Genomic DNA, 18,541 nt, shown 5'->3' on the forward strand with positions numbered 1-18,541 from the left:
GGGCGGCGATCCGCTCCAGCCCCCCGTAACGCTGATGCGGTGGGCTGAAGCCCACCCTACGTTGATTTACTTTTTACTGGCGAAGAGCGCGTCGAGCTTCTGCTCGAAGGCGTGGTAGCCGATACGGTCATAGAGTTCGGCGCGGGTCTGCATCTGCTCGATCACGTCCTTCTGGTGGCCGTTCTGGCGAATCGAGGTGTAGACACTTTCCGCCGCCTTGTTCGCCGCGCGGAAGGCCGACAGCGGGTAGAGCTGGATCGCCACGCCGACCGAGGCCAGCTCGTCGCGGGTGAACAGCGGCGTGGCGCCGAATTCGGTGATGTTGGCCAGCACCGGCACGTTCAGCGCCTCGACAAAACGCTGGTAGGTCGGCAGGTCATAGGCGGCCTCGGCAAAGATGCCATCGGCCCCCGCCTCCACGTAGCGCTGGCAGCGTTCGATGGCCGCCTCCACGCCCTCGGCCTGGATGGCGTCGGTGCGGGCGATCAGGAAGAAGGCCGGGTCGGTCTTGGCATCGGCCGCCGCCTTCACCCGATCGACCATTTCCTCGCAGGAAACGATTTCCTTGCCCGGACGGTGGCCGCAGCGCTTGGCCCCGACCTGGTCCTCAATGTGCGCGGCAGCGGCGCCTGCCTTGATCAGGCTCTTGACCGTGCGCTCGATGTTGAAGGCGCTGGGGCCGAAGCCGGTGTCGATGTCCACCAGCAGCGGCAGGTCGCAGACATCGGTGATGCGGCGCACGTCGATCAGCACGTCATCCAGGGTGTTGATGCCCAGGTCCGGCAGGCCGAGGGAGCCGGCAGCCACCCCGCCGCCCGACAGGTAGATCGCCTTGAAGCCGGCGCGCTTGGCCAGCAGCGCGTGGTTGGCATTGATCGCACCGATCACCTGCAACGGGTGTTCGGCGGCCACCGCGTCACGGAAACGCTGGCCAGGGGTAGCGGGCTTGTTCATGCATCACCTCGTGGTTCGCGGGCGTCCTGGTAATGACGCTCGATATTGCGCTTGGACGCGCCGATGTGGCGGCGCATCAGGAGTTCAGCCAGCTCGCCATCGCGATCGGCAATGGCGTCCAGGATCCGGTGGTGTTCGGCAAAGGCCTGGCGCGGGCGGTTGGGCGTGGCGGAAAACTGCAGGCGGTACATGCGCACCAGCTGATACAGCTCGCCGCAGAGCATCTGCACCAGCGTGCGGTTGCCGCTGCCCTGGATGATCCGGTAGTGGAAGTCGAAGTCGCCTTCCTGCTGGTAATAGCCGACGCCGGCCTGGAACGCGGCATCGCGCTCGTGCAGCTCCAGCACCTGGCGCAGCTCGTCGATTTCGCCCTGACTCATGCGTTCGGCCGCCAGGCGACAGGCCATGCCTTCGAGGGATTCGCGGATTTCGTAGAGCTCGATCAGCTCGGCATGGCTGAGCGACACCACCCGGGCACCGACATGGGGCACGCGCACCAGCAGCCGCTGGCCTTCCAGGCGGTGGATGGCCTCGCGCAGCGGCCCGCGGCTGATACCGTAGGTACGAGCCAGTTCCGGTTCGGAAATCTTGCTGCCCGGGGCGATTTCGCCCTTGACGATCGCCGACTGGATACGCCGGAAGACGTTTTCGGACAGGGTTTCCGAATCATCCTGAAGCACTTGGGGTGTTTCGATGGTATCCAGCATATTGTCGACACTGCCGTTTCATTTACGGCAAAAACTACGCCTCAAGTCATCAGGAGTCAAACCATGCCAACACATTGTCGACAATCCAGCGAAAGACGATGATTTCGCTCCGTTCGCTGACCTTACTTGCAGAAACCCTTATAAGCGTCTGTCGCAGCAGAAAAACCCCATGGTAGAATGCCGCCCAATTCGGCCTGGCGAGCACGCCCGACAGGCCTGCTAGACTCCAAGCCAGAGGCACGGGGCCACTAGTGTCCTCCCCGCCGGCGTTCCCCCTGATCCACCGATAGCGAGCACCCACCAGGACTCATGAGACTCAAGCCCTTCGCCCTGTTCTTTTGCCTGCTGCTGTCACCCGGCCTGGCGCTCGCCGCCGAAAAGACCATTTATGGCCTCAACGAATACGTCCGCCTGAACACCCTGGACCTGGAAGTCGCCGCCAAACTCGACACCGGCGCCAAGACCGCCTCGCTCAGTGCCCGCGACATCCAGCGCTTCAAGCGTGACGGCGAAACCTGGGTGCGTTTCTACCTCGCCATCGACGACGCCCACGCCCACCCCATCGAGCGCCCGCTGGCGCGCATCAGCAAGATCAAGCGCCGTGCCGGTGACTACGATCCTGATGAAGAAAAGACCTATACCGCACGCCCGGTAATCGAAATGGATATCTGCATGGGCCGAGCCCTGCGCAGGATCGAAGTGAACTTGACCGACCGAAGTGCATTCCAATACCCGCTGTTGATTGGCTCCGAAGCCCTCAAACGCTTCAGCGCACTGGTCGATCCAAGCCTTAAATACGCAGCAGGGAAACCTGGCTGTGCCACTGACGCAAACCCTGGCGAGTAATTTCCATGCGCTCTCTGACCCTGCATCTGAAAGTCCTGATCACGCTCCTGGTGAGCCTGGGCATTCTGATTACGGCTTACCAAATCTTCGTTCTCGGCATTCCGGTCACCGAGGATGAAACCGACGACCTGTGGAACATCGATGCCAGAGTCGAATTCCAGGCCAACCCGCGCGAGCCGGTAAAGCTGCAGATGTACGTGCCGCCGCTCAACCAGGACTACGTCAGCCTCAACGAGAGCTTCATCTCGAACAACTACGGCGTGAGCATCAACCGCGCCGACGGCAACCGCCGCGTGACCTGGTCCGCGCGCCGTGCCAGTGGCAAGCAGACCCTCTACTACCGCCTGGTCCTGACCAAGCGCTACAGCGGTGAGCAGACCACCACCAAGGGCCCGATCTTCCGCGACAGCATCCCGGTCGAAGGCCCGGAGAAAATCGCCGCCGAAGCACTGCTGGCCCCGATTCGCCAGCACTCGGCCGACGTCGAGACCTTCATCAGCGAAACCATCAAGCGTTTCAACAACACCAACGACGACAACGTGAAGCTGTTGCTGGCCGGCGATGCCTCGACCATCAACAAGGCCAAGGCCATCGAGCTGCTGCTGTCCATCGCCCACGTGCCGATGGAGCGCGTGCACACCATCCGCCTGGCCGCCGAGATCCAGCAGAGCCCGGAACTGTGGCTGCGCAGCTTCAACGGCGACAAGTGGCTGTACTTCAACCCCGAGACCGGTGAGCAAGGCATGCCGGCCGACCGCCTGGTGTGGTGGATCGGCGACGACAACCTGGTCACCCTCGAAGGCGGCAAGCAGGCCCAAGTCAGCTTCAGCCTGAACAACAGCGAGATGAACGCCATCCGCCTGGCCAAGCTGACCGACGAGAACACCGACGCCGACTTCCTCGAGTATTCGCTGTACGGCCTGCCGCTGCAGACCCAGCAGACCTTCATGATCATGGTCATGATCCCGATCGGCGTGCTGGTCATCCTGATCCTGCGCAACCTCGGCGGCCTGCAGACCCTGGGTACCTTCACCCCGGTGCTGATCGCCCTGGCGTTCCGCGAAACCCAGCTGGGCTTCGGCATCATGCTGTTCACGGTGATCACGGCCCTTGGCCTGTCACTGCGCTCGTACCTGGAACACCTCAAGTTGCAGATGCTGCCGCGCCTGTCGGTGGTGCTGACCTTCGTGGTGGTGCTGATCGCCGCGATCAGCCTGTTCAGTCACAAGCTCGGCCTCGAACGTGGCCTGTCGGTCGCCCTGTTCCCGATGGTGATCCTGACCATGACCATCGAGCGCCTGTCCATCACCTGGGAAGAACGTGGCGGCAGCCATGCCTTCAAGGTCGCCATCGGCACCCTGTTCGCCGCGACCCTGGCGCACCTGCTGATGAGCATTCCGGAGCTGGTCTACTTCGTGTTCACCTTCCCGGCCGTGCTGATGGTCCTGGTTGGCTTCATGCTGGCGATGGGTCGCTACCGCGGCTACCGCCTGACCGAACTGTTCCGTTTCAAAGCCTTCCTGAAGGATTGAGCCATGATCGGTCTGTGGAAGACATGGAAGGCCCTCGAAGCCAAAGGCATCATGGGCATCAACCGACGCAATGCGGACTACGTGCTGAAGTACAACCAACGGCACCTCTACCCCATCGTCGATGACAAGATCATCACCAAGGAGCGCGCCATCCAGGCCGGGATCCATGTCCCGGAAATGTATGGCGTGATCTCCACCGAGAAGGAAATCGACAACCTCGACACGATCATCGGCGGGCGCACCGATTTCGTCGTCAAGCCGGCACAGGGTGCCGGCGGTGACGGCATCCTGGTGATCGCCGACCGCTTCGAGGACCGCTACAAGACCGTCTCGGGCAAGATCATCAGCCACGAGGAAATCGAGCAGCAGATCTCCAGCATCCTCTCGGGCCTGTACTCCCTGGGCGGTCACCGCGACCGCGCGCTGATCGAATACCGCGTCACACCGGACCAGATCTTCAAGAGCATCAGCTACGAAGGCGTGCCGGACATCCGCATCATCGTGCTGATGGGCTACCCGGTCATGGCCATGCTGCGCCTGCCGACACGCCAGTCCGGCGGCAAGGCCAACCTGCACCAGGGCGCGATCGGCGTGGGTGTGGACCTGGCCACCGGCGTGACCCTGCGCGGCACCTGGCTGAACAACAAGATCACCAAGCACCCGGACACCACCAACGCGGTGGACGGCGTGCAACTGCCCAACTGGGACGGCTTCATGCGCCTGGCGGCGGGTTGCTACGAGCTGTGCGGCCTGGGCTACATCGGGGTCGACATGGTGCTGGACCAGGAAAAGGGCCCGCTGATCCTGGAGCTCAACGCCCGCCCGGGCCTGAACATCCAGATCGCCAACGACTGCGGCCTCACCCACCGCGCCCACGCCGTGGAAGCGCGCCTGGTCGAGTTGGCCGCCAAGGGCATCAAGGAAACCGCGGAAGAGCGCATGCGCTTCTCCCAGGAGCTGTTCGGCCACATCCCGGCCGCCCCGCTCTGAGCCTTGCCTGCCCACAAAAAAGCCCGGCCATGTGCCGGGCTTTTTCATGGGGCAATGACGCGCCTGCCACTCGCAGCGCCCCTCCCCCCATCAGGCCTCGCTCAACAGCCCCAGGCTTTTGCCTTTGAGCACTGCCTGGGTGCGGCTGCGCACCCCGAGCTTGGCGAACAGGTTGTGCAGGTGCCACTTGATCGTCGCCTCGGACAGGTGCACCGCCTGGGCGATATCGCGGTTCGACAGGCCGGCCGCGACAAAGCGCAGGATTTCCCGCTCGCGGTGGCTGACGTCCTGGTTGTCCTCGAAGGTCTCCAGGTCAACGGACAATCGCCGGCACTGCTCGCGCAACTGTTCGGCCAGGCCCTGCCAGGCCCGCGCCTGGTCCGGCTGGGCGGCATGCCAGGCCTCCCACAGCGGCAACAGCCACAGGGCATCGTCCAGGAACATGCGCCGGTAGCCCTCGCGCCAGGCCTCTTCCAGGGTCGGCTGCAGCAAGGCGAAGGCCTTGTCGCTATTGCCCTTGCGCCAGTAGGCCACGGCCAGCAGCAGCGACAGGCGCAGGCTGCGGTCGCGCTGGTGTTCCGCCGACTGTTTCGACAGACAGGCCTCCAGCACGGCCTGGGCCCTGTCGGCACGCCGCTCGACCAACGCCAGGCGCGCCTCGCTGAGCACCAGGGCGGTGCCGGCATCGGTGTAGCGATCGGCCGGCAGCACCTCCAGGTGCCTCTGCAGTTGCAGGCAGATGCGTTCGGCCTCGTTGGGGCGCTTCAGCCACAGCAGGAACTGCACCTTGCAGCTCATGCCCAGGGCGTACACCCGCTCATAGCCTGGCCCGTGCAGGCTGGCCAGCCACTCGTCGAGCTCGGCCAGAGCCTGCTCCCCTTCCCCGGCGAAGAACCGCGCCCGGGCCATCACCAGCTTGCCGCGGCTGATCAGTTCGATAGGCGTGGCCACGTCACGCCAGGTGGTGGCCAGCGGCAGTTCGGCGAGGATCGCGGCGTGCCGGTCCTGCTCGTACAGCAGGTCGGCATAGGCCAGCGACAACGGCCCGCCGACCCGGCTGCGCCGACCGAACACCTGCTCGACCCGCGCCCGGGCGGTTTCCGCCAGCACCCGGCCGCGCTCGGGTTCGCCCAGTTCCTTGCAGATCAGCGATTCGATCAGGCTGACCACCACGTGCAGGTACTCGCTTTCGGTCTGCCGCAGGTTGTCGCGGGCCACGCTGATCGACTTGGCGGCGTCGCCGAACTCGCCCATCAGCCCATAGGCCGCCGCCTGGATGCAGCACAGGCTGGCGCGAAACACCGGCTGGTTGTCCGGCACCAGGCTCAGCCAGTGCCGGGCCACCTTGAGGCAGTTCTCCAGTTTGTCCTGGTAGAGCAGCACCAGGGCCTTGAGCACCTGGGCCGCAGCCAGCAGCTCGGCCAGGCCGAAATGCAGAAGCTTGCCGCGCCCCTTCAGCAAGCGCGTGCTGACCTCTTCGATCAGCGCTTCGGCTTCGGCGTATTTCTGCTCGAACGCCAATTGCCAGGCATAGAAGATCTGAAACACCGGGTGCTCGCGGATCACCTCGGCCGGCATGTCCTTGAGGATCGCCAGGATGCCGTACACCCGGTTGCCGGCGATCAGGCGCGCGCCTTGGCGCTCCAGCAGGTCGGCGGCAAAACCGTAGTCCCGGGCCCGCAGCGCGTACTTGATCGACTTGTCGGCCTGGCCGTGGTTCTCGCACCAGCGCGCGGCGGCATGCAGCAGGTGCGTCGGGTCGCCGTGGCGCGCCAGCCGCCCCTGGAGGAACTCGGCGAACAGGTGGTGGTAGCGGAACCACTGGCCCTGGTCATCCAGGGGGATGATGAACAACTGCTTGCGCTGCAGGCGCTGCAGCATCTCGTTGGCGTCGCTGCGCCCGGTCAGGGCGTTGCACATCTCGGCATTGAATTCATCCAGCACCGAGGTCTGTTCGAGAAAGCGCTGCAAGGTCGGCGGCAGGCCGTCCAGCACGTCTTCCGCCAGGTAATCGGCGATGTTGCGCTCGCTGCCGGACAACACGCGCAGGAACTGGGCCCGGTCCATATGGCGCGACAGCGCCAGCGACACCAGATGCAAGGCGGTGATCCAGCCCTCGGTACGAGCCTGGATCACCGTGAGCTCCGACTCGCTCAAGACCATCTGCTTGACGTCGCGGAAATAGGCTTCGGTCTCGGCCGTGGTCAGGCGCAGGTCTTCGGCCCGAATCCACAGCCCCCAGGACATCAAGGCCGGGTGTTCGTCGGCGAAGATCGAGTTGAAGCGCGTGCTGGCGATCAGGCGGACATTGGCCGGCACATGCTCGATCAGGTGATTGACCAGCGGTCCCAGCGCCGGGTGGCGCACCCGATGAAAGTCATCGAGCACCAGGTACAGCTCGCCCTCGACCCGGCGCAGGTCGGCCACGAAGGCATCGAGCAGCCCCTGGTTGGACAGGTTCTCCTGCAACAGGCGCGCGGTGGTGCGGCCGAACCCCGGCAGCTGCGCGTCGATCGCCGCGAGCAGGTACTGCAGCAGGCGCTGCGGCTCGCTGTCCAGCTCGTCGCAAGACAGCCAGGCGACCCGTGCCCCGGAAGCCTGCAGGCGCCGACGGAACTGGCTGAGCACCGTGCTCTTGCCGAAGCCGGCGGGGGCGCTGAGGACAATGGCGCGGCAAGTCCGGGCAGCGAACAGGCGCTCGATCAGTGCCGCCCGCTCCAGCAGCGGCCCGGCGCCCGAATCGGCGGGAAACAGCTTGGTGCGCAGCAGAGGAACGGCCCGCGGCCGTGGATGGGTCTGACTGTTCATGATTCAAGCAGGCTCAGCTCGCGGGCACGACGGATCGCCTGGGTGCGATTGCGTACCTTGAGCTTCTCGTAGATGTTGTGCAGGTGCCATTTGACGGTGCCCAGGGCCAGCGACAACTGCTGGCCGATCTCGTCGTTGGACATGCCCTGCGCCGCCAGGCACACCACCTCGCGCTCGCGCTCGGTCAGCCCCTCCTCCGTCAGGTCAAGGGCGACACGCGCCGCGTGCCCCGGCCAGCCAGCCAACAGCGAGCGGATGAAGCCCTGCAACGCCGGCTGGCGCTCGGCCGCCTCCAGTTGCTGCAGGAGCAGGCGGATCGCCTCGCCTTCCTCGATGAACAGGCTGCGCACCCCTTCGCGCTCGGCACCGACCAGGCACTGGACCAGCAGGCTCTGGGCACGCTCCTGATAGCCCAGGCGCTGGTAGCTCAGGGCCGCCAGCAGGTCCAGGCGCAGGCGCTGCAGGCCATGCCAGTCATCGATGAGCAGGCTGCGCAGTTGGGTGATTTCGTGCAGGGCCTCGCTGTAATGCCCCCGGGCCTGCTGCAGGCGAATGCGGGTCAGGCCCTGGACCCAGCTCACCGGGTTGAAGCGCAGCCCCTGGTAATGCTCGGCCAGCTTTGGCCAGTCGACGCTCTTGAGGCGCTGCTCGGCGCGTTTCAGGCGGTCGGTGGCCGGTTCCTGGAGAATCTGCGCCACTTCGTCGCCCACGGCCTGGGCATAGAACCGCCAGGACTGGTTGCGCGCGGCCAGGTTCTGCATCAGCACCAGGCTGGCGTAAGCCTCTTTCGGCGCATCCTGGCGCCGCTGCACATGGGCCATGCACAGCATGCCCTGGGCGTAGAGGTCGATGGGGTTGATCACGTCCACCGTGGCCAGGGCCCAGCGCAGGCGCTCTTCGATGCCCTCCAGGCGCCCCTGGTGGTAGGCGATCAGAGCGTCGGTGATGGTCGGCAGCGCCAGGGCCCGGGAGCGCTCGGCGAACCAGGGGATGGTCTTGGCCCGCAACTGGCCGAACAGCAGCTCCGCCTGCTTCACCTGGCCCTGCTCCAGGCACAGCAGAATCTCCACGTTGCCCAGCTGCATGTCCAGGTAGCGCCCTTCCAGGAAGTGGTTGCGCTGCTGGGCCAGGGCCAGCAGACGGCGTGCCTGCTCGGGCTGGGCCAGCACCACATTAGCCAGCGCGCCGACAATCAGTATCGCCACTTCGAGAAAGGCGGTGTGCTGCCCCAGCTGCCCTTCCACCCGCCGCGCCAGGGCGATGCAGGTGCCCAGATCATCCTTCTGCAGGGCGATCACCGATTTGACCGCCAGGGTGGCCAGCAGCTTGTCGCTCAGGGGCTCGCTGGTGGTGCGGTCGCCCCAGCGCTCCAGCAGCTCATCGAGCATGCGGTTGGCTTCCGGCAGGCCCAGCTCGGCGGCGCGGGTCCAGACGTCGGCCAGCACCAGCACCGGGAAGCGCTCGGCGATGGCATCCGGCACGTGCTGGCGCCACTTGTAGATCAGGTTCAGCTGCCCGCGGTTGATCAGTTCCAGCCCGCAGCCATCGACCAAGGCCGCGAGCATTTCCGGGTCTTCGGCCAGGCAGGCGTGCTCGATGGCCAGGTTCTGCATGTGGTGGTTGGTGAACCACAGGCAGGCGTTGAAGTGCAGTTGCTTGAGGCGTTCGGGATCACGGTCCTTCAGGCGCCCGCGCAGGAATTCGGCGAACAGGTTGTGGAAGCGGTACCACTGGCGCTCATGGTCCAGCGGCAGCAGGAACAGCTGCATGGCCTCCAGCTCTTCCAGCAGTTGCTGGCCATCCTGGCGCCCGGTCAGGGCGTTGGCCAGGTCGCCGCTCAACTGCTGGGCGACGCCCAGGGCCAGCAGCAGCTCCTGCTTGTCGACCGGCAACTGCTCGAACACGGTGCGCAGCAGGTAGTCGCCGACCGCGGCCGGGTCGGTGCTCACCTCGACCCGCTCGGCATAGGCCTGGGGCTGATGGCGCAGCCACAGGCTGGCCAGGTGCACGCCAACCATCCAGCCCTCGGTCTGGTTGTAGATCGCCCCGAGGGCCACGGCGTCCACCTCCAGGCCACCGCGGGACAGGTAGTCCAGGGTTTCCGCCTTGCTCAGGCGCAGGTCCTGCTCGCCCAGCTCGACCAGCAGCCCCTTGGCCCGCAGTGTCGCCAGGTTCAGGGCCGGCTGCGAGCGGCTGCCGATGGCCAGGACGAAGCCGCTCGGGGCGAATTTGACCAGGCGATTGAGGGCGCTCAGCAGCTCGCTGTCCTGGATCAGGTGCGCATCGTCGAGCACCAGCAGCAGCGGCTGCTCCAGGGTGGACAGCTCCACCAGCAGGCTTTCCATCACCGCCGCCACCGGCACGCGCATGGTGTTCTGCAGGTAGGCCAGGGCCTCGCTGCCCAGGCCGGGAACGACGCGCGAAAGCGATTCGATCAACTGGCGGAAGAAGCGCGACGGCTCATCGTCCTCAGGACCCAGGGACACCCAGGCAACAGCGGTGCCCGCCTCGATCCGGGACTGGGCCAGCGCCGCCAGGGCGCTGGTCTTGCCGAACCCGGCCGGCGCGCAGACCAGCAGCAGACGGGCATGGGAATGGGCATTGAGTGCGGCCTCGACCTGAGGTCGAGCCAGGTAGTCAGCCGACGCCTGGGGCGGCATGAGCCTGGAGCGCAGCAGGCTCCCGGCGGCTGGATTGAGCACGTCATCCATGGCCTGATCCCTTCATAATTATTGTTTTTGCACGCACGTTCAGCATCGTGGGACCTTTTCATACTAATCAGCCCGGGCCGGCCGAGCAAACCACGCACAGGCCCTAGGATGAATGGTGGCCGCGTTCTACAATCGACGTCCGCGCACCGCCGAAAACCCTGCATGCCAACCTGCGATCTCCACCCTCTGCCCTACCGCGCTGATCCGTCAGCCTACTTTGGCGTCCTTCGCCAGGCGCCTGGCGCCGTGCTGCTCGATGCAGGACGCCCCGTGGCGCAACGTGGACGCTATGACCTTATGAGCGCCTGGCCATTGGCTGTGCTGGCACCCGGCGTCGACGAATCGGCCAACGACTTCCTCGCGCGCCTGCGCGCGGCCCTGGGCCAGCTCGGGCCGGCCCAGGCGCCTACGGGCTACGACATACCCTTCACCGGCGGCCTGATCGGCTACCTCGGCTACGACTTCGGCCGACGCCTGGAACAGTTGCCAGACCACGCCACCGACGACCTGCACCTGCCGGACGCTCAGCTGGGACTCTACGCCTGGGCCCTGATCAGCGATCACCAGCTGGCCACCAGCCACCTGCTGTTTCATCCGACACTGCCCGACGCCGAACGTTACCGCCTGATCGAATTGTTCGAGCAAACCGCCCCCCTGCCAGCCGAGCCGTTCCAGTTGCTGGAGGGGTTTCGGGCCGACCTCGCCGCGGACGACTACCGCCAGGCCATCGAACGCATCCAGGCCTATATCCAGGCCGGTGACTGCTACCAGGTCAACTTCGCCCAGCGCTTCCGCGCGCCCTACGCAGGCGATCCGTGGCAGGCCTACCTGGCGCTGCGCAGCGCCTGCCCGACGCCCTTCGCCGGGTTCCAGGCCCTGGACGACGATGCGGCGATCATCAGCCTGTCGCCGGAGCGTTTCCTGCGCGTCAGCCAGGGCCAGGTGGAAACCCGGCCGATCAAGGGCACCCGCCCCCGCGGTCAAACCCCTGACGAAGACGCCGCCCAGGCCCAGGCGCTGCTGGACAGCCTCAAGGACCGGGCCGAGAACCTGATGATCGTCGACCTGCTGCGCAACGACCTCGGGCGCAGCTGCACCACCGGCTCGGTGCGCGTGCCGGAGCTGTTCACCCTGGAGAGCTACCCGAACGTGCACCACCTGGTCAGTGCCGTGACCGGCGAACTGGCGGCGGACAAGGACGTGCTGGACCTGATCGCCGGCAGTTTCCCCGGCGGTTCGATCACCGGGGCGCCGAAGATCCGCGCCATGCAGATCATCGACGAACTGGAGCCCACCCGCCGCGGCCTGTATTGCGGCTCGCTGCTGTACCTGGACGTGCGTGGGGAGATGGACAGCTCGATCGCCATCCGCAGCCTGCTGGCCAAGGACGGGCAAATCAGTTGCTGGGGCGGCGGTGGCATCGTCGCCGACTCGGACTGGCAGGCGGAGTACCAGGAGTCGATCACCAAGGTGAAGGTGCTGCTGGACACCCTGGAGCGCTTCCAGGCATGAAAAAGGCCCGCAGATGCGGGCCTTTTTCGTACGGGGCGCTGGCGCTGCTTACAGGCTCAGCGGACGGTTCGACGCCTTGAGGAACTCGCGCTTGAGGTCTTCGTAGGTGTGCACTGCCGGGAACTGCGGGAACTCGCGGATCACGTTCTCCGGCGCATGGAACAGGATGCCGGCATGGGCTTCGCTGAGCATGGTGGTGTCGTTGTACGAGTCGCCAGCGGCGATCACGCGGTAATACAGGCTCTTGAAGGCGATGACCGACTGACGCTTGGGGTCTTTCTGGCGCAGTTGGTAGTCCACCACACGATCGGTTTCATCGGTGATCAGCTTGTGGCACAGCAGGGTCGGGAAGCCCAGTTGGCGCATCAGCGGCTGGGAGAATTCGTAGAAGGTGTCGGACAGGATCACCACCTGGAAACGCTCGCGCAGCCAGTCGACGAACTCCACCGCGCCGTCCAGCGGCTTGAGGGTGGCGATCACTTCCTGGATGTCCGACAGCTTCAGCCCGTGCTCGTCGAGAATGCGCAGGCGCTGCTTCATCAGCACGTCGTAGTCAGGGATGTCCCGGGTGGTCGCTTTCAGCGATTCGATGCCGGTTTTTTCCGCGAAGGCAATCCAGATTTCCGGGACCAACACGCCTTCCAGGTCAAGACACGCGATTTCCACAGGACACTCCTAGGTTGGGCTGAAAAGAAGGCCGCACTCTAGGGGCTGTTGCAGGGGCAGCGCAAGCGGCGTGCCCGCGAAAGCGCAGCGGCATCGGGCAGCGACTTATTCCTGAAAAGCAGGTGCACTGCTGTACTTGGTTATTTAGCCGTATAACGCGCTTTTGCTACCATCGCCGCACAAGACGCCCGACGTCACCATAACTAGGAAATTCAGCCTGATGAGCCTTCCCTTCGATGCAGCCGAATTGGCGGCCACCTACGCCAGCAAGTCGCCGCAGGACATCCTCAAACTCGCTTTCGAGCACTTCGGCGATGACCTGTGGATCTCCTTCAGCGGCGCCGAAGACGTGCTGCTGGTGGACATGGCCTGGAAACTCAACAAGAACGTCAAGGTGTTCAGCCTGGACACCGGCCGCCTGCACCCGGAAACCTACCGTTTCATCGAGCAGGTGCGCGACCACTACGGCATCGCCATCGAAGTGCTCTCCCCCGACGCCGCCGCGCTGCAGGCGATGGTCAAGGAAAAGGGCCTGTTCAGCTTCTACCGGGACGGCCATGGCGAGTGCTGCGGCATCCGCAAGACCGCACCGCTGCGCCGCAAGCTGTCCACCGTGAGCGCCTGGGCGACCGGCCAGCGCCGCGACCAGAGCCCGGGCACCCGCAGCCAGGTCGCCGTGGTCGAGATCGACGGCGCCTTCTCCACCCCGGACAAGCCGCTGTACAAGTTCAACCCGCTGGCGCAGATGAGCAGCGAAGACGTGTGGAACCACATCCGCATGCTGGAGATTCCCTACAACAGCCTGCACGAACGCGGCTTCATCAGCATCGGTTGCGAACCCTGCACCCGTCCGGTGCTGCCGAACCAGCACGAGCGCGAAGGTCGCTGGTGGTGGGAGGAAGCCACCCAGAAAGAATGTGGCCTGCACGCCGGCAACCTGATCAGCAAGATCTGAGGCCCCGCCGTCTTTCAGACCCTAACGGCCAGGCCTATGGACCTGGCCGTTCATTTCCCCTTCAGCAGTCGGTAGCCGCCAGGAAGATCGCCGCCAGCGCTTCGATGCCCTGCTGATCAGCTTCGCCAAAACGCGCCAGGCGCGGGCTGTCCAGGTCCAGCACGCCGATCAGTCGACCCTCCTTCACCAGGGGCACCACCAGCTCGCTGTTGGACGCGCTGTCGCAGGCGATGTGCCCGGCGAAGGCATGCACGTCCTCGACCCGCTGGGTCTGCCGGCTGGCAGCCGCCGTACCGCACACGCCACGGCCGAAGGGAATGCGCACGCAGGCTACCTTGCCCTGGAACGGGCCCAGCACCAGCTCCTCGCCGCGGGCCAGGTAGAAGCCGGCCCAGTTGAGGTCCTCCAGTTCCTGGAACAGAAACGCGGAAAACTGCGCGGCGTTGGCAATGAAGTCGCGCTCATCGGCCAGCAGCGATTGCAGCTGTGCGGCCAGCAGCGGGTAGCCGTCGAGGCCTTGGCCCGCCTGGTTCAGATCGATCATGCGTTCTCCAGCATTTTGAGCCCGACCCATTGCCGGGCGAATTGGTAGGCACATCGGCCATTGCGGTTGCCGCGGCCCAGGGCCCAGCGGATGGCGGCCTTCTCCAGGTCCTCGTCCCACTGCCACTGCAGGCCGGCCTGCCTGGCCTGGACGTCGACCCAGTGGCGCACCACGTCGAGGAAGTGTTCCTGGCTGAAGGGGTAGAACGACAGCCACAGGCCGAAACGGTCGGACAGCGCGATCTTGTCTTCCACCGCCTCGTTCGGGTGCAGCTCGCCGTCCACCATCTGCCAGTTTTCGTTGTCGCTCTGCTTCTCCGGCACCAGGTGGCGGCGGTTGGAGGTGGCGTACAGCAGGACGTTTTCCGGCGCCCGCTCCAGCGAGCCGTCAAGTACGCTTTTCAGCACTCGGTAGTCGCCCTCGCCCGCTTCGAACGACAGGTCGTCACAGAACAGCACGAAGCGCTGCGGCAGCTTGGTCAGCAGTTCGACCACCCGCGGCAGGTCGGCCAGGTGGTCGCGCTCGATTTCGATCAGGCGCAGGCCGTTGGCCGCGTGGGCCGCCAGCAAGGCGCGCACCAGGGACGATTTGCCCGTGCCACGTGCGCCCCAGAGCAGCGCGTGGTTGGCCGGCAGGCCCTGGACGAACTGGCGGGTGTTGCGCGCCAGCTGCTCGCGCTGGGTGTCCACGCCGATCAGGTCGTCCAGGTTCAGGTCCAGGCTGACCCGCAGCGGCTGCAGGTAGCCGCTGCGGCCCTCGCGGTGCCAGCGGGCCGCCAGGCTCTGCTGCCAGTCGATGTCATCGCGCTGGGCCGGCAGCAGCGGCTCGAGGCGGGTCAGCACGCGCTCGGCACGCTGCAGAAAAGCGTTCAATTGGGAATCCATGACGTGTTCCTCAAGGGGGATCTAAGCACCGTGCTCCCCCCTGCCGAGAGAGGGGGGAGATGGGCTATGCTAGGCAGGCGGACGGACACGGGGCAACACACTCACTCATGGATATATCGCTAACCCAGCGCCTGTCGTTCAAACAGGCCGGCCTGACCGTTCTGGTGGCGTTTATCCTTGGCACGGCCCTCAGCCTGATCCAGGTGGGCATCGATTATGCCAGTGAAGACGCCTCCATCAACCGCGAAATCAATGCGCTGATGGAGATCAGCCACAACCCCGCCGCCCGCATCGCCTACAACATCGACGCCGAACTGGCCCAGGAACTGGTGCTGGGGCTGTTGCGTTCGCCCGCGGTGATCCGCGCGGAAATCATCGACAACAGCGGCATGACCCTGGCCAGCGTCAGCCGCCCCCCGGCCGACAGCAGCTACCGGGTGTTCAGCGACTCGCTGTTCGGCGAACGGCGTCAGTTCCAGAGCCCGCTGTTCGTCAGCCACGCTCCCGAGGAAGACCTCGGCGTCCTGCGCCTGGAAGTCGACACCTACGCCTTCGGCAGCCATTTCCTCAAGCGCGCCCTGCTCACCGTGGTCACCGGTTTCACCCGCAGCCTGCTGCTGTCGCTGATCCTGCTGGTGCTGTTCTATTTCATGCTGACCAAGCCCCTGGTCGAGGTGATCCGCGGCCTCAGCACCCGCGACCTGCGCTCGCCCAACCCCAGCAAGCTGCCCTGCCCACCCCACCACGAGCACGATGAAATTGGTGTGCTGGTCAACGTCACCAACCAGCAGCTGAGCAGTATCGCCACGGAAATCGAGCAGCGCCGCAACGCCGAGGACCGCCTGACCCAGTACCTCGGCGAGCTGGAAAACATCGTCTCGGCGCGCACCGCCGAGCTCAAGGCGACCAACGCCCGGCTGGTCGATTCCAACCAGGAGCTGGACCAGGCGCGGCGCATCGCCATGGAAATGGCCCAGGCCCGCTCGACCTTCCTGGCCAACATGAGCCACGAGATCCGCACCCCGCTCAACGGCCTGCTGGGCATGCTCGCGCTGTCGCTCGACGGCCCGCTGAACAACGAGCAGCGCCAGCAGCTGTCGATCGCCCATGACTCCGGCAAGGTGCTGGTGGAACTGCTCAACGACATCCTCGACCTGTCGAAATTCGAAGCGGGCCAGCTGGAGCTGGAGCGGATTCCGTTCGACCTCGGCGCCCTGGTCGAGGACACCGCCAGCCTGCTGTCGCAGAACGCCACCCCCGGCGTGGAGCTGACCTGCCTGATCGACCCGCAGTTGCCCGCCCAGGTGATCGGCGACCCGACCCGGGTCCGCCAGATCGTCAGCAACCTGCTGTCCAATGCCCTGAAATTCACCCGCCTCGGCCGTGTCGATGTGCGGGTAGAGCAGGCTCCCGGCGGGATTCGCATCGTGGTGCGCGACACCGGTATCGGCATTGCCGAGGCCGACCACGGCCGGATCTTCCAGCCCTTCGCCCAGGCCGACGTGGGTATCACCCGGCAGTTTGGCGGCACCGGCCTCGGCCTGGCCCTGACCCGCAAGCTGTGCGAGGCCATGCACGGCAAGCTCGACCTGCAATCGAAAGAAGGCTTCGGCAGCCAGTTCACCGCCACGCTGCCCCTGGCGAGCCAGGCGGCCACTACGCCGGAGCCTCGGCTACACGGGCGGGTGATCGCCATGAGCGCCGCCAGCTCGGGGCTCAGCGAGCTACTGGGCACCCTGCTGCCGCGCTGGGGCCTGGATTACCAGCGCCTGGACATCGATGAAAGCCTGGGCAACCGCGAGGCCGACCTGCTGATCAGCGACTGCCCCGAATGCCTGTTCGGCCTGCGCCCGGCCAAGGACATCCCGATCCTGCTGGTGACCGCCTACGGCAGCTTCCTGCCCGCCGAGCAGGCCCAGGAGCTGGCCCCCCTCGAACAACTGGCGCGGCCACTGTCGCGCCAGGCCCTGTTCCAGGCGGTACAGCGTAACCTGGGCCAGCAGACCGAGCAGGGGGCGCCCGCAGCGCCGAGCCTGCCCAACCCCAAGCACCCGGCGCGGGTGCTGCTGGTGGAGGACAACCCGGTCAACCAGTTGGTGGCCAAGGGCATGCTGAGCAAGCTGGGCTACGAGGTCCTGCTGGCCAACCACGGCGGCGAAGCCCTGAACCTGCTGGAGGCGCAGACCGTCGACCTGGTGCTGATGGACTGCAATATGCCGGTGATGGATGGCTACGAGGCCAGTCGGCGTATCCGCCAGGGCGGTCGCCACCCGGACCTGCCGATCATCGCCCTGACCGCCAACGCCCTGTTCGACGAACGCGAGCGTTGCCGGGCAGCGGGCATGAACGACTACCTGGCCAAGCCGTTCCGCCGCGAGGAACTGGCCGCCCTGCTCGACCAGTGGCTACCGGTCAACGCCGAGTGATGAAGCGGTCGAGCAAGGCGCCGACCTGATCGCGCAACGCCGCCAGTTCGTCGGCGCTCACGCCCTGCTCGCAGAGCAATTGGTTCTTCAATGGCAGTACCTGCTCACGCAGCGCCTGCCCGGCCTCGGTCAGCCCCAGGTGCACCTCGCGCTCATCGCTGCGCGAACGCGTGCGCAGCAGGAACCCGAGCTGCTCCAGACGTTTCAACAGCGGCGTCAGCGTCCCGGAATCGAGCAGCAGGCGCTCGCCGAGGGCCTTGACCGTCGGCTGGGCCGGCAGCGCCCCCTGCCACTCCCACAGCACCAGCATCACCAGGTACTGCGGGTAGGTCAGGTTGAGCCGGTCGAGCATCGGCTTGTAGCCACGGATGACCGTGCGCGAGGCGGCGTAGAGCTTGAAGCACAGCTGGTTGTCCAGCAGCAGCGCCGCCTCGGTATCGAACAGCGGCTCGGTCATTTGAGCAGCGCTTCGATCTCGGCCGTCAGGTCTTCCGGCTTGGTGGTCGGCGCGAAACGCTTGACCTGCTTGCCGTCGGCGCTGACCAGGAACTTGGTGAAATTCCACTTGATACCCTGGCTGCCAAGCAGACCGGGGGCGCGCTTCTTCAGCTGCACGTACAGCGGGTGGGCCTGGGCGCCGTTGACGTCGATCTTCTTGAACAGCGGGAAGCTCACGCCGAAGTTCAGCTCGCAGAACTCGGAAATCGTCCCTTCGTTGCCCGGCTCCTGCTTGCCGAACTGGTTGCACGGGAAGCCGACGACCACCAGCCCCTGGTCCTTGTACTGCTGCCACAGGTTTTCCAGGCCCTTGTACTGCGGGGTGAAACCGCATTTGCTGGCGGTATTGACCACCAGCACAGCCTTGCCGCCGAAATCGCCGAGGGTTTTCTGTTCGCCCTGGATGGTGGTGACCGGGATATCGAAGAGTTCGTTGCTCATGCGGGGTCGTCTCGGGAGAGAAAAGGTGCACTCAAAGTAGCGTGCAATTGAATTGCATGCAATTCAA

Annotated in this window: 15 protein-coding genes; 6 read left to right on the forward strand and 9 right to left on the reverse strand. The window is 65.5% G+C overall.

Annotation, left to right across the window (positions count from 1 at the left end; genetic code table 11):
* Positions 1-66: 66 nt before the first annotated feature.
* Positions 67-954 (reverse strand): methylisocitrate lyase, encoded by an 888-nt coding sequence (gene prpB / locus N5C28_RS00600; RefSeq protein ID WP_279818884.1) that lies wholly within the window; start codon positions 952-954, stop codon positions 67-69.
* Positions 951-1,661: a GntR family transcriptional regulator gene (locus N5C28_RS00605; RefSeq protein ID WP_279818886.1), complete on the reverse strand. Its 711-nt coding sequence runs from the start codon at positions 1,659-1,661 to the stop codon at positions 951-953. Before N5C28_RS00605 ends, prpB begins: the two co-directional genes overlap by 4 nt.
* Before the next feature lie 309 nt (positions 1,662-1,970).
* Between N5C28_RS00605 and N5C28_RS00610 the strand changes: the two genes are divergently transcribed.
* From N5C28_RS00610 to N5C28_RS00620, 3 genes are read left to right on the forward strand one after another with little or no spacing between them, the layout of a single operon-like run.
* On the forward strand, positions 1,971-2,507 hold the full coding sequence (locus N5C28_RS00610) for an ATP-dependent zinc protease (protein ID WP_279818888.1): 537 nt from the start codon (positions 1,971-1,973) through the stop codon (positions 2,505-2,507).
* A 5-nt stretch (positions 2,508-2,512) separates the two neighbouring features.
* The gene (locus tag N5C28_RS00615) at positions 2,513-4,039 is read left to right on the forward strand and encodes an inactive transglutaminase family protein (RefSeq protein WP_279818891.1); all 1,527 of its coding nucleotides are present in this window, start codon (positions 2,513-2,515) and stop codon (positions 4,037-4,039) included.
* A gap of 6 nt (positions 4,040-4,045) precedes the next feature.
* Positions 4,046-5,029, forward strand: a complete 984-nt coding sequence (locus N5C28_RS00620) for an alpha-L-glutamate ligase-like protein (protein WP_279820295.1) — start codon at positions 4,046-4,048, stop codon at positions 5,027-5,029.
* A 90-nt stretch (positions 5,030-5,119) separates the two neighbouring features.
* On the opposite strand, the gene N5C28_RS00625 is transcribed toward N5C28_RS00620, so the two are convergent.
* Together N5C28_RS00625 and N5C28_RS00630 are read right to left on the reverse strand one after the other, a co-directional pair.
* Positions 5,120-7,837: a LuxR C-terminal-related transcriptional regulator gene (locus N5C28_RS00625; protein ID WP_279818894.1), complete on the reverse strand. Its 2,718-nt coding sequence runs from the start codon at positions 7,835-7,837 to the stop codon at positions 5,120-5,122.
* The gene (locus N5C28_RS00630) at positions 7,834-10,548 is read right to left on the reverse strand and encodes a LuxR C-terminal-related transcriptional regulator (protein WP_279818897.1); all 2,715 of its coding nucleotides are present in this window, start codon (positions 10,546-10,548) and stop codon (positions 7,834-7,836) included. The genes N5C28_RS00625 and N5C28_RS00630 overlap by 4 nt, the downstream gene beginning before the upstream one ends.
* Positions 10,549-10,710: 162 nt before the next feature.
* Between N5C28_RS00630 and pabB the strand changes: the two genes are divergently transcribed.
* Positions 10,711-12,060, forward strand: coding sequence for an aminodeoxychorismate synthase component I (gene pabB, locus N5C28_RS00635; RefSeq protein ID WP_279818899.1), 1,350 nt, complete (start codon positions 10,711-10,713; stop codon positions 12,058-12,060).
* Positions 12,061-12,108: 48 nt separating this feature from the next.
* On the opposite strand, the gene thrH is transcribed toward pabB, so the two are convergent.
* Positions 12,109-12,726 (reverse strand): bifunctional phosphoserine phosphatase/homoserine phosphotransferase ThrH, encoded by a 618-nt coding sequence (gene thrH / locus N5C28_RS00640; protein WP_279818902.1) that lies wholly within the window; start codon positions 12,724-12,726, stop codon positions 12,109-12,111.
* 220 nt (positions 12,727-12,946) lie between these two features.
* Between thrH and N5C28_RS00645 the strand changes: the two genes are divergently transcribed.
* Positions 12,947-13,681: a phosphoadenylyl-sulfate reductase gene (locus N5C28_RS00645; RefSeq protein ID WP_279818905.1), complete on the forward strand. Its 735-nt coding sequence runs from the start codon at positions 12,947-12,949 to the stop codon at positions 13,679-13,681.
* A 61-nt stretch (positions 13,682-13,742) separates the two neighbouring features.
* Here the strand turns inward: N5C28_RS00645 and N5C28_RS00650 are convergent, their stop codons facing one another.
* Positions 13,743-14,225: a GAF domain-containing protein gene (locus N5C28_RS00650; protein WP_279818907.1), complete on the reverse strand. Its 483-nt coding sequence runs from the start codon at positions 14,223-14,225 to the stop codon at positions 13,743-13,745.
* Positions 14,222-15,109 carry an ATP-binding protein gene (locus N5C28_RS00655; protein WP_279818910.1) on the reverse strand — a complete coding sequence of 296 codons (888 nt, stop codon included), beginning with the start codon at positions 15,107-15,109 and terminating at the stop codon, positions 14,222-14,224. Before N5C28_RS00655 ends, N5C28_RS00650 begins: the two co-directional genes overlap by 4 nt.
* 107 nt (positions 15,110-15,216) lie before the next feature.
* On the opposite strand from N5C28_RS00655, the gene N5C28_RS00660 reads away from it, so the two are divergent.
* Positions 15,217-17,535, forward strand: a complete 2,319-nt coding sequence (locus N5C28_RS00660; RefSeq protein ID WP_279818913.1) for an ATP-binding protein — start codon at positions 15,217-15,219, stop codon at positions 17,533-17,535.
* Here the strand turns inward: N5C28_RS00660 and N5C28_RS00665 are convergent.
* Both N5C28_RS00665 and N5C28_RS00670 read right to left on the reverse strand, forming a co-directional pair.
* A complete protein-coding gene (locus tag N5C28_RS00665) occupies positions 17,522-17,992 on the reverse strand; it encodes a MarR family transcriptional regulator (protein ID WP_279818916.1) in 471 nt (156 codons plus the stop codon). The genes N5C28_RS00660 and N5C28_RS00665 overlap by 14 nt on opposite strands.
* Positions 17,989-18,474, reverse strand: coding sequence for a glutathione peroxidase (locus tag N5C28_RS00670; protein WP_279818919.1), 486 nt, complete (start codon positions 18,472-18,474; stop codon positions 17,989-17,991). The genes N5C28_RS00665 and N5C28_RS00670 overlap by 4 nt, the downstream gene beginning before the upstream one ends.
* Positions 18,475-18,541: the final 67 nt, after the last annotated feature.

The organism is Pseudomonas sp. GD03944 (genome assembly GCF_029839275.1).
GTDB lineage: Bacteria > Pseudomonadota > Gammaproteobacteria > Pseudomonadales > Pseudomonadaceae > Aquipseudomonas.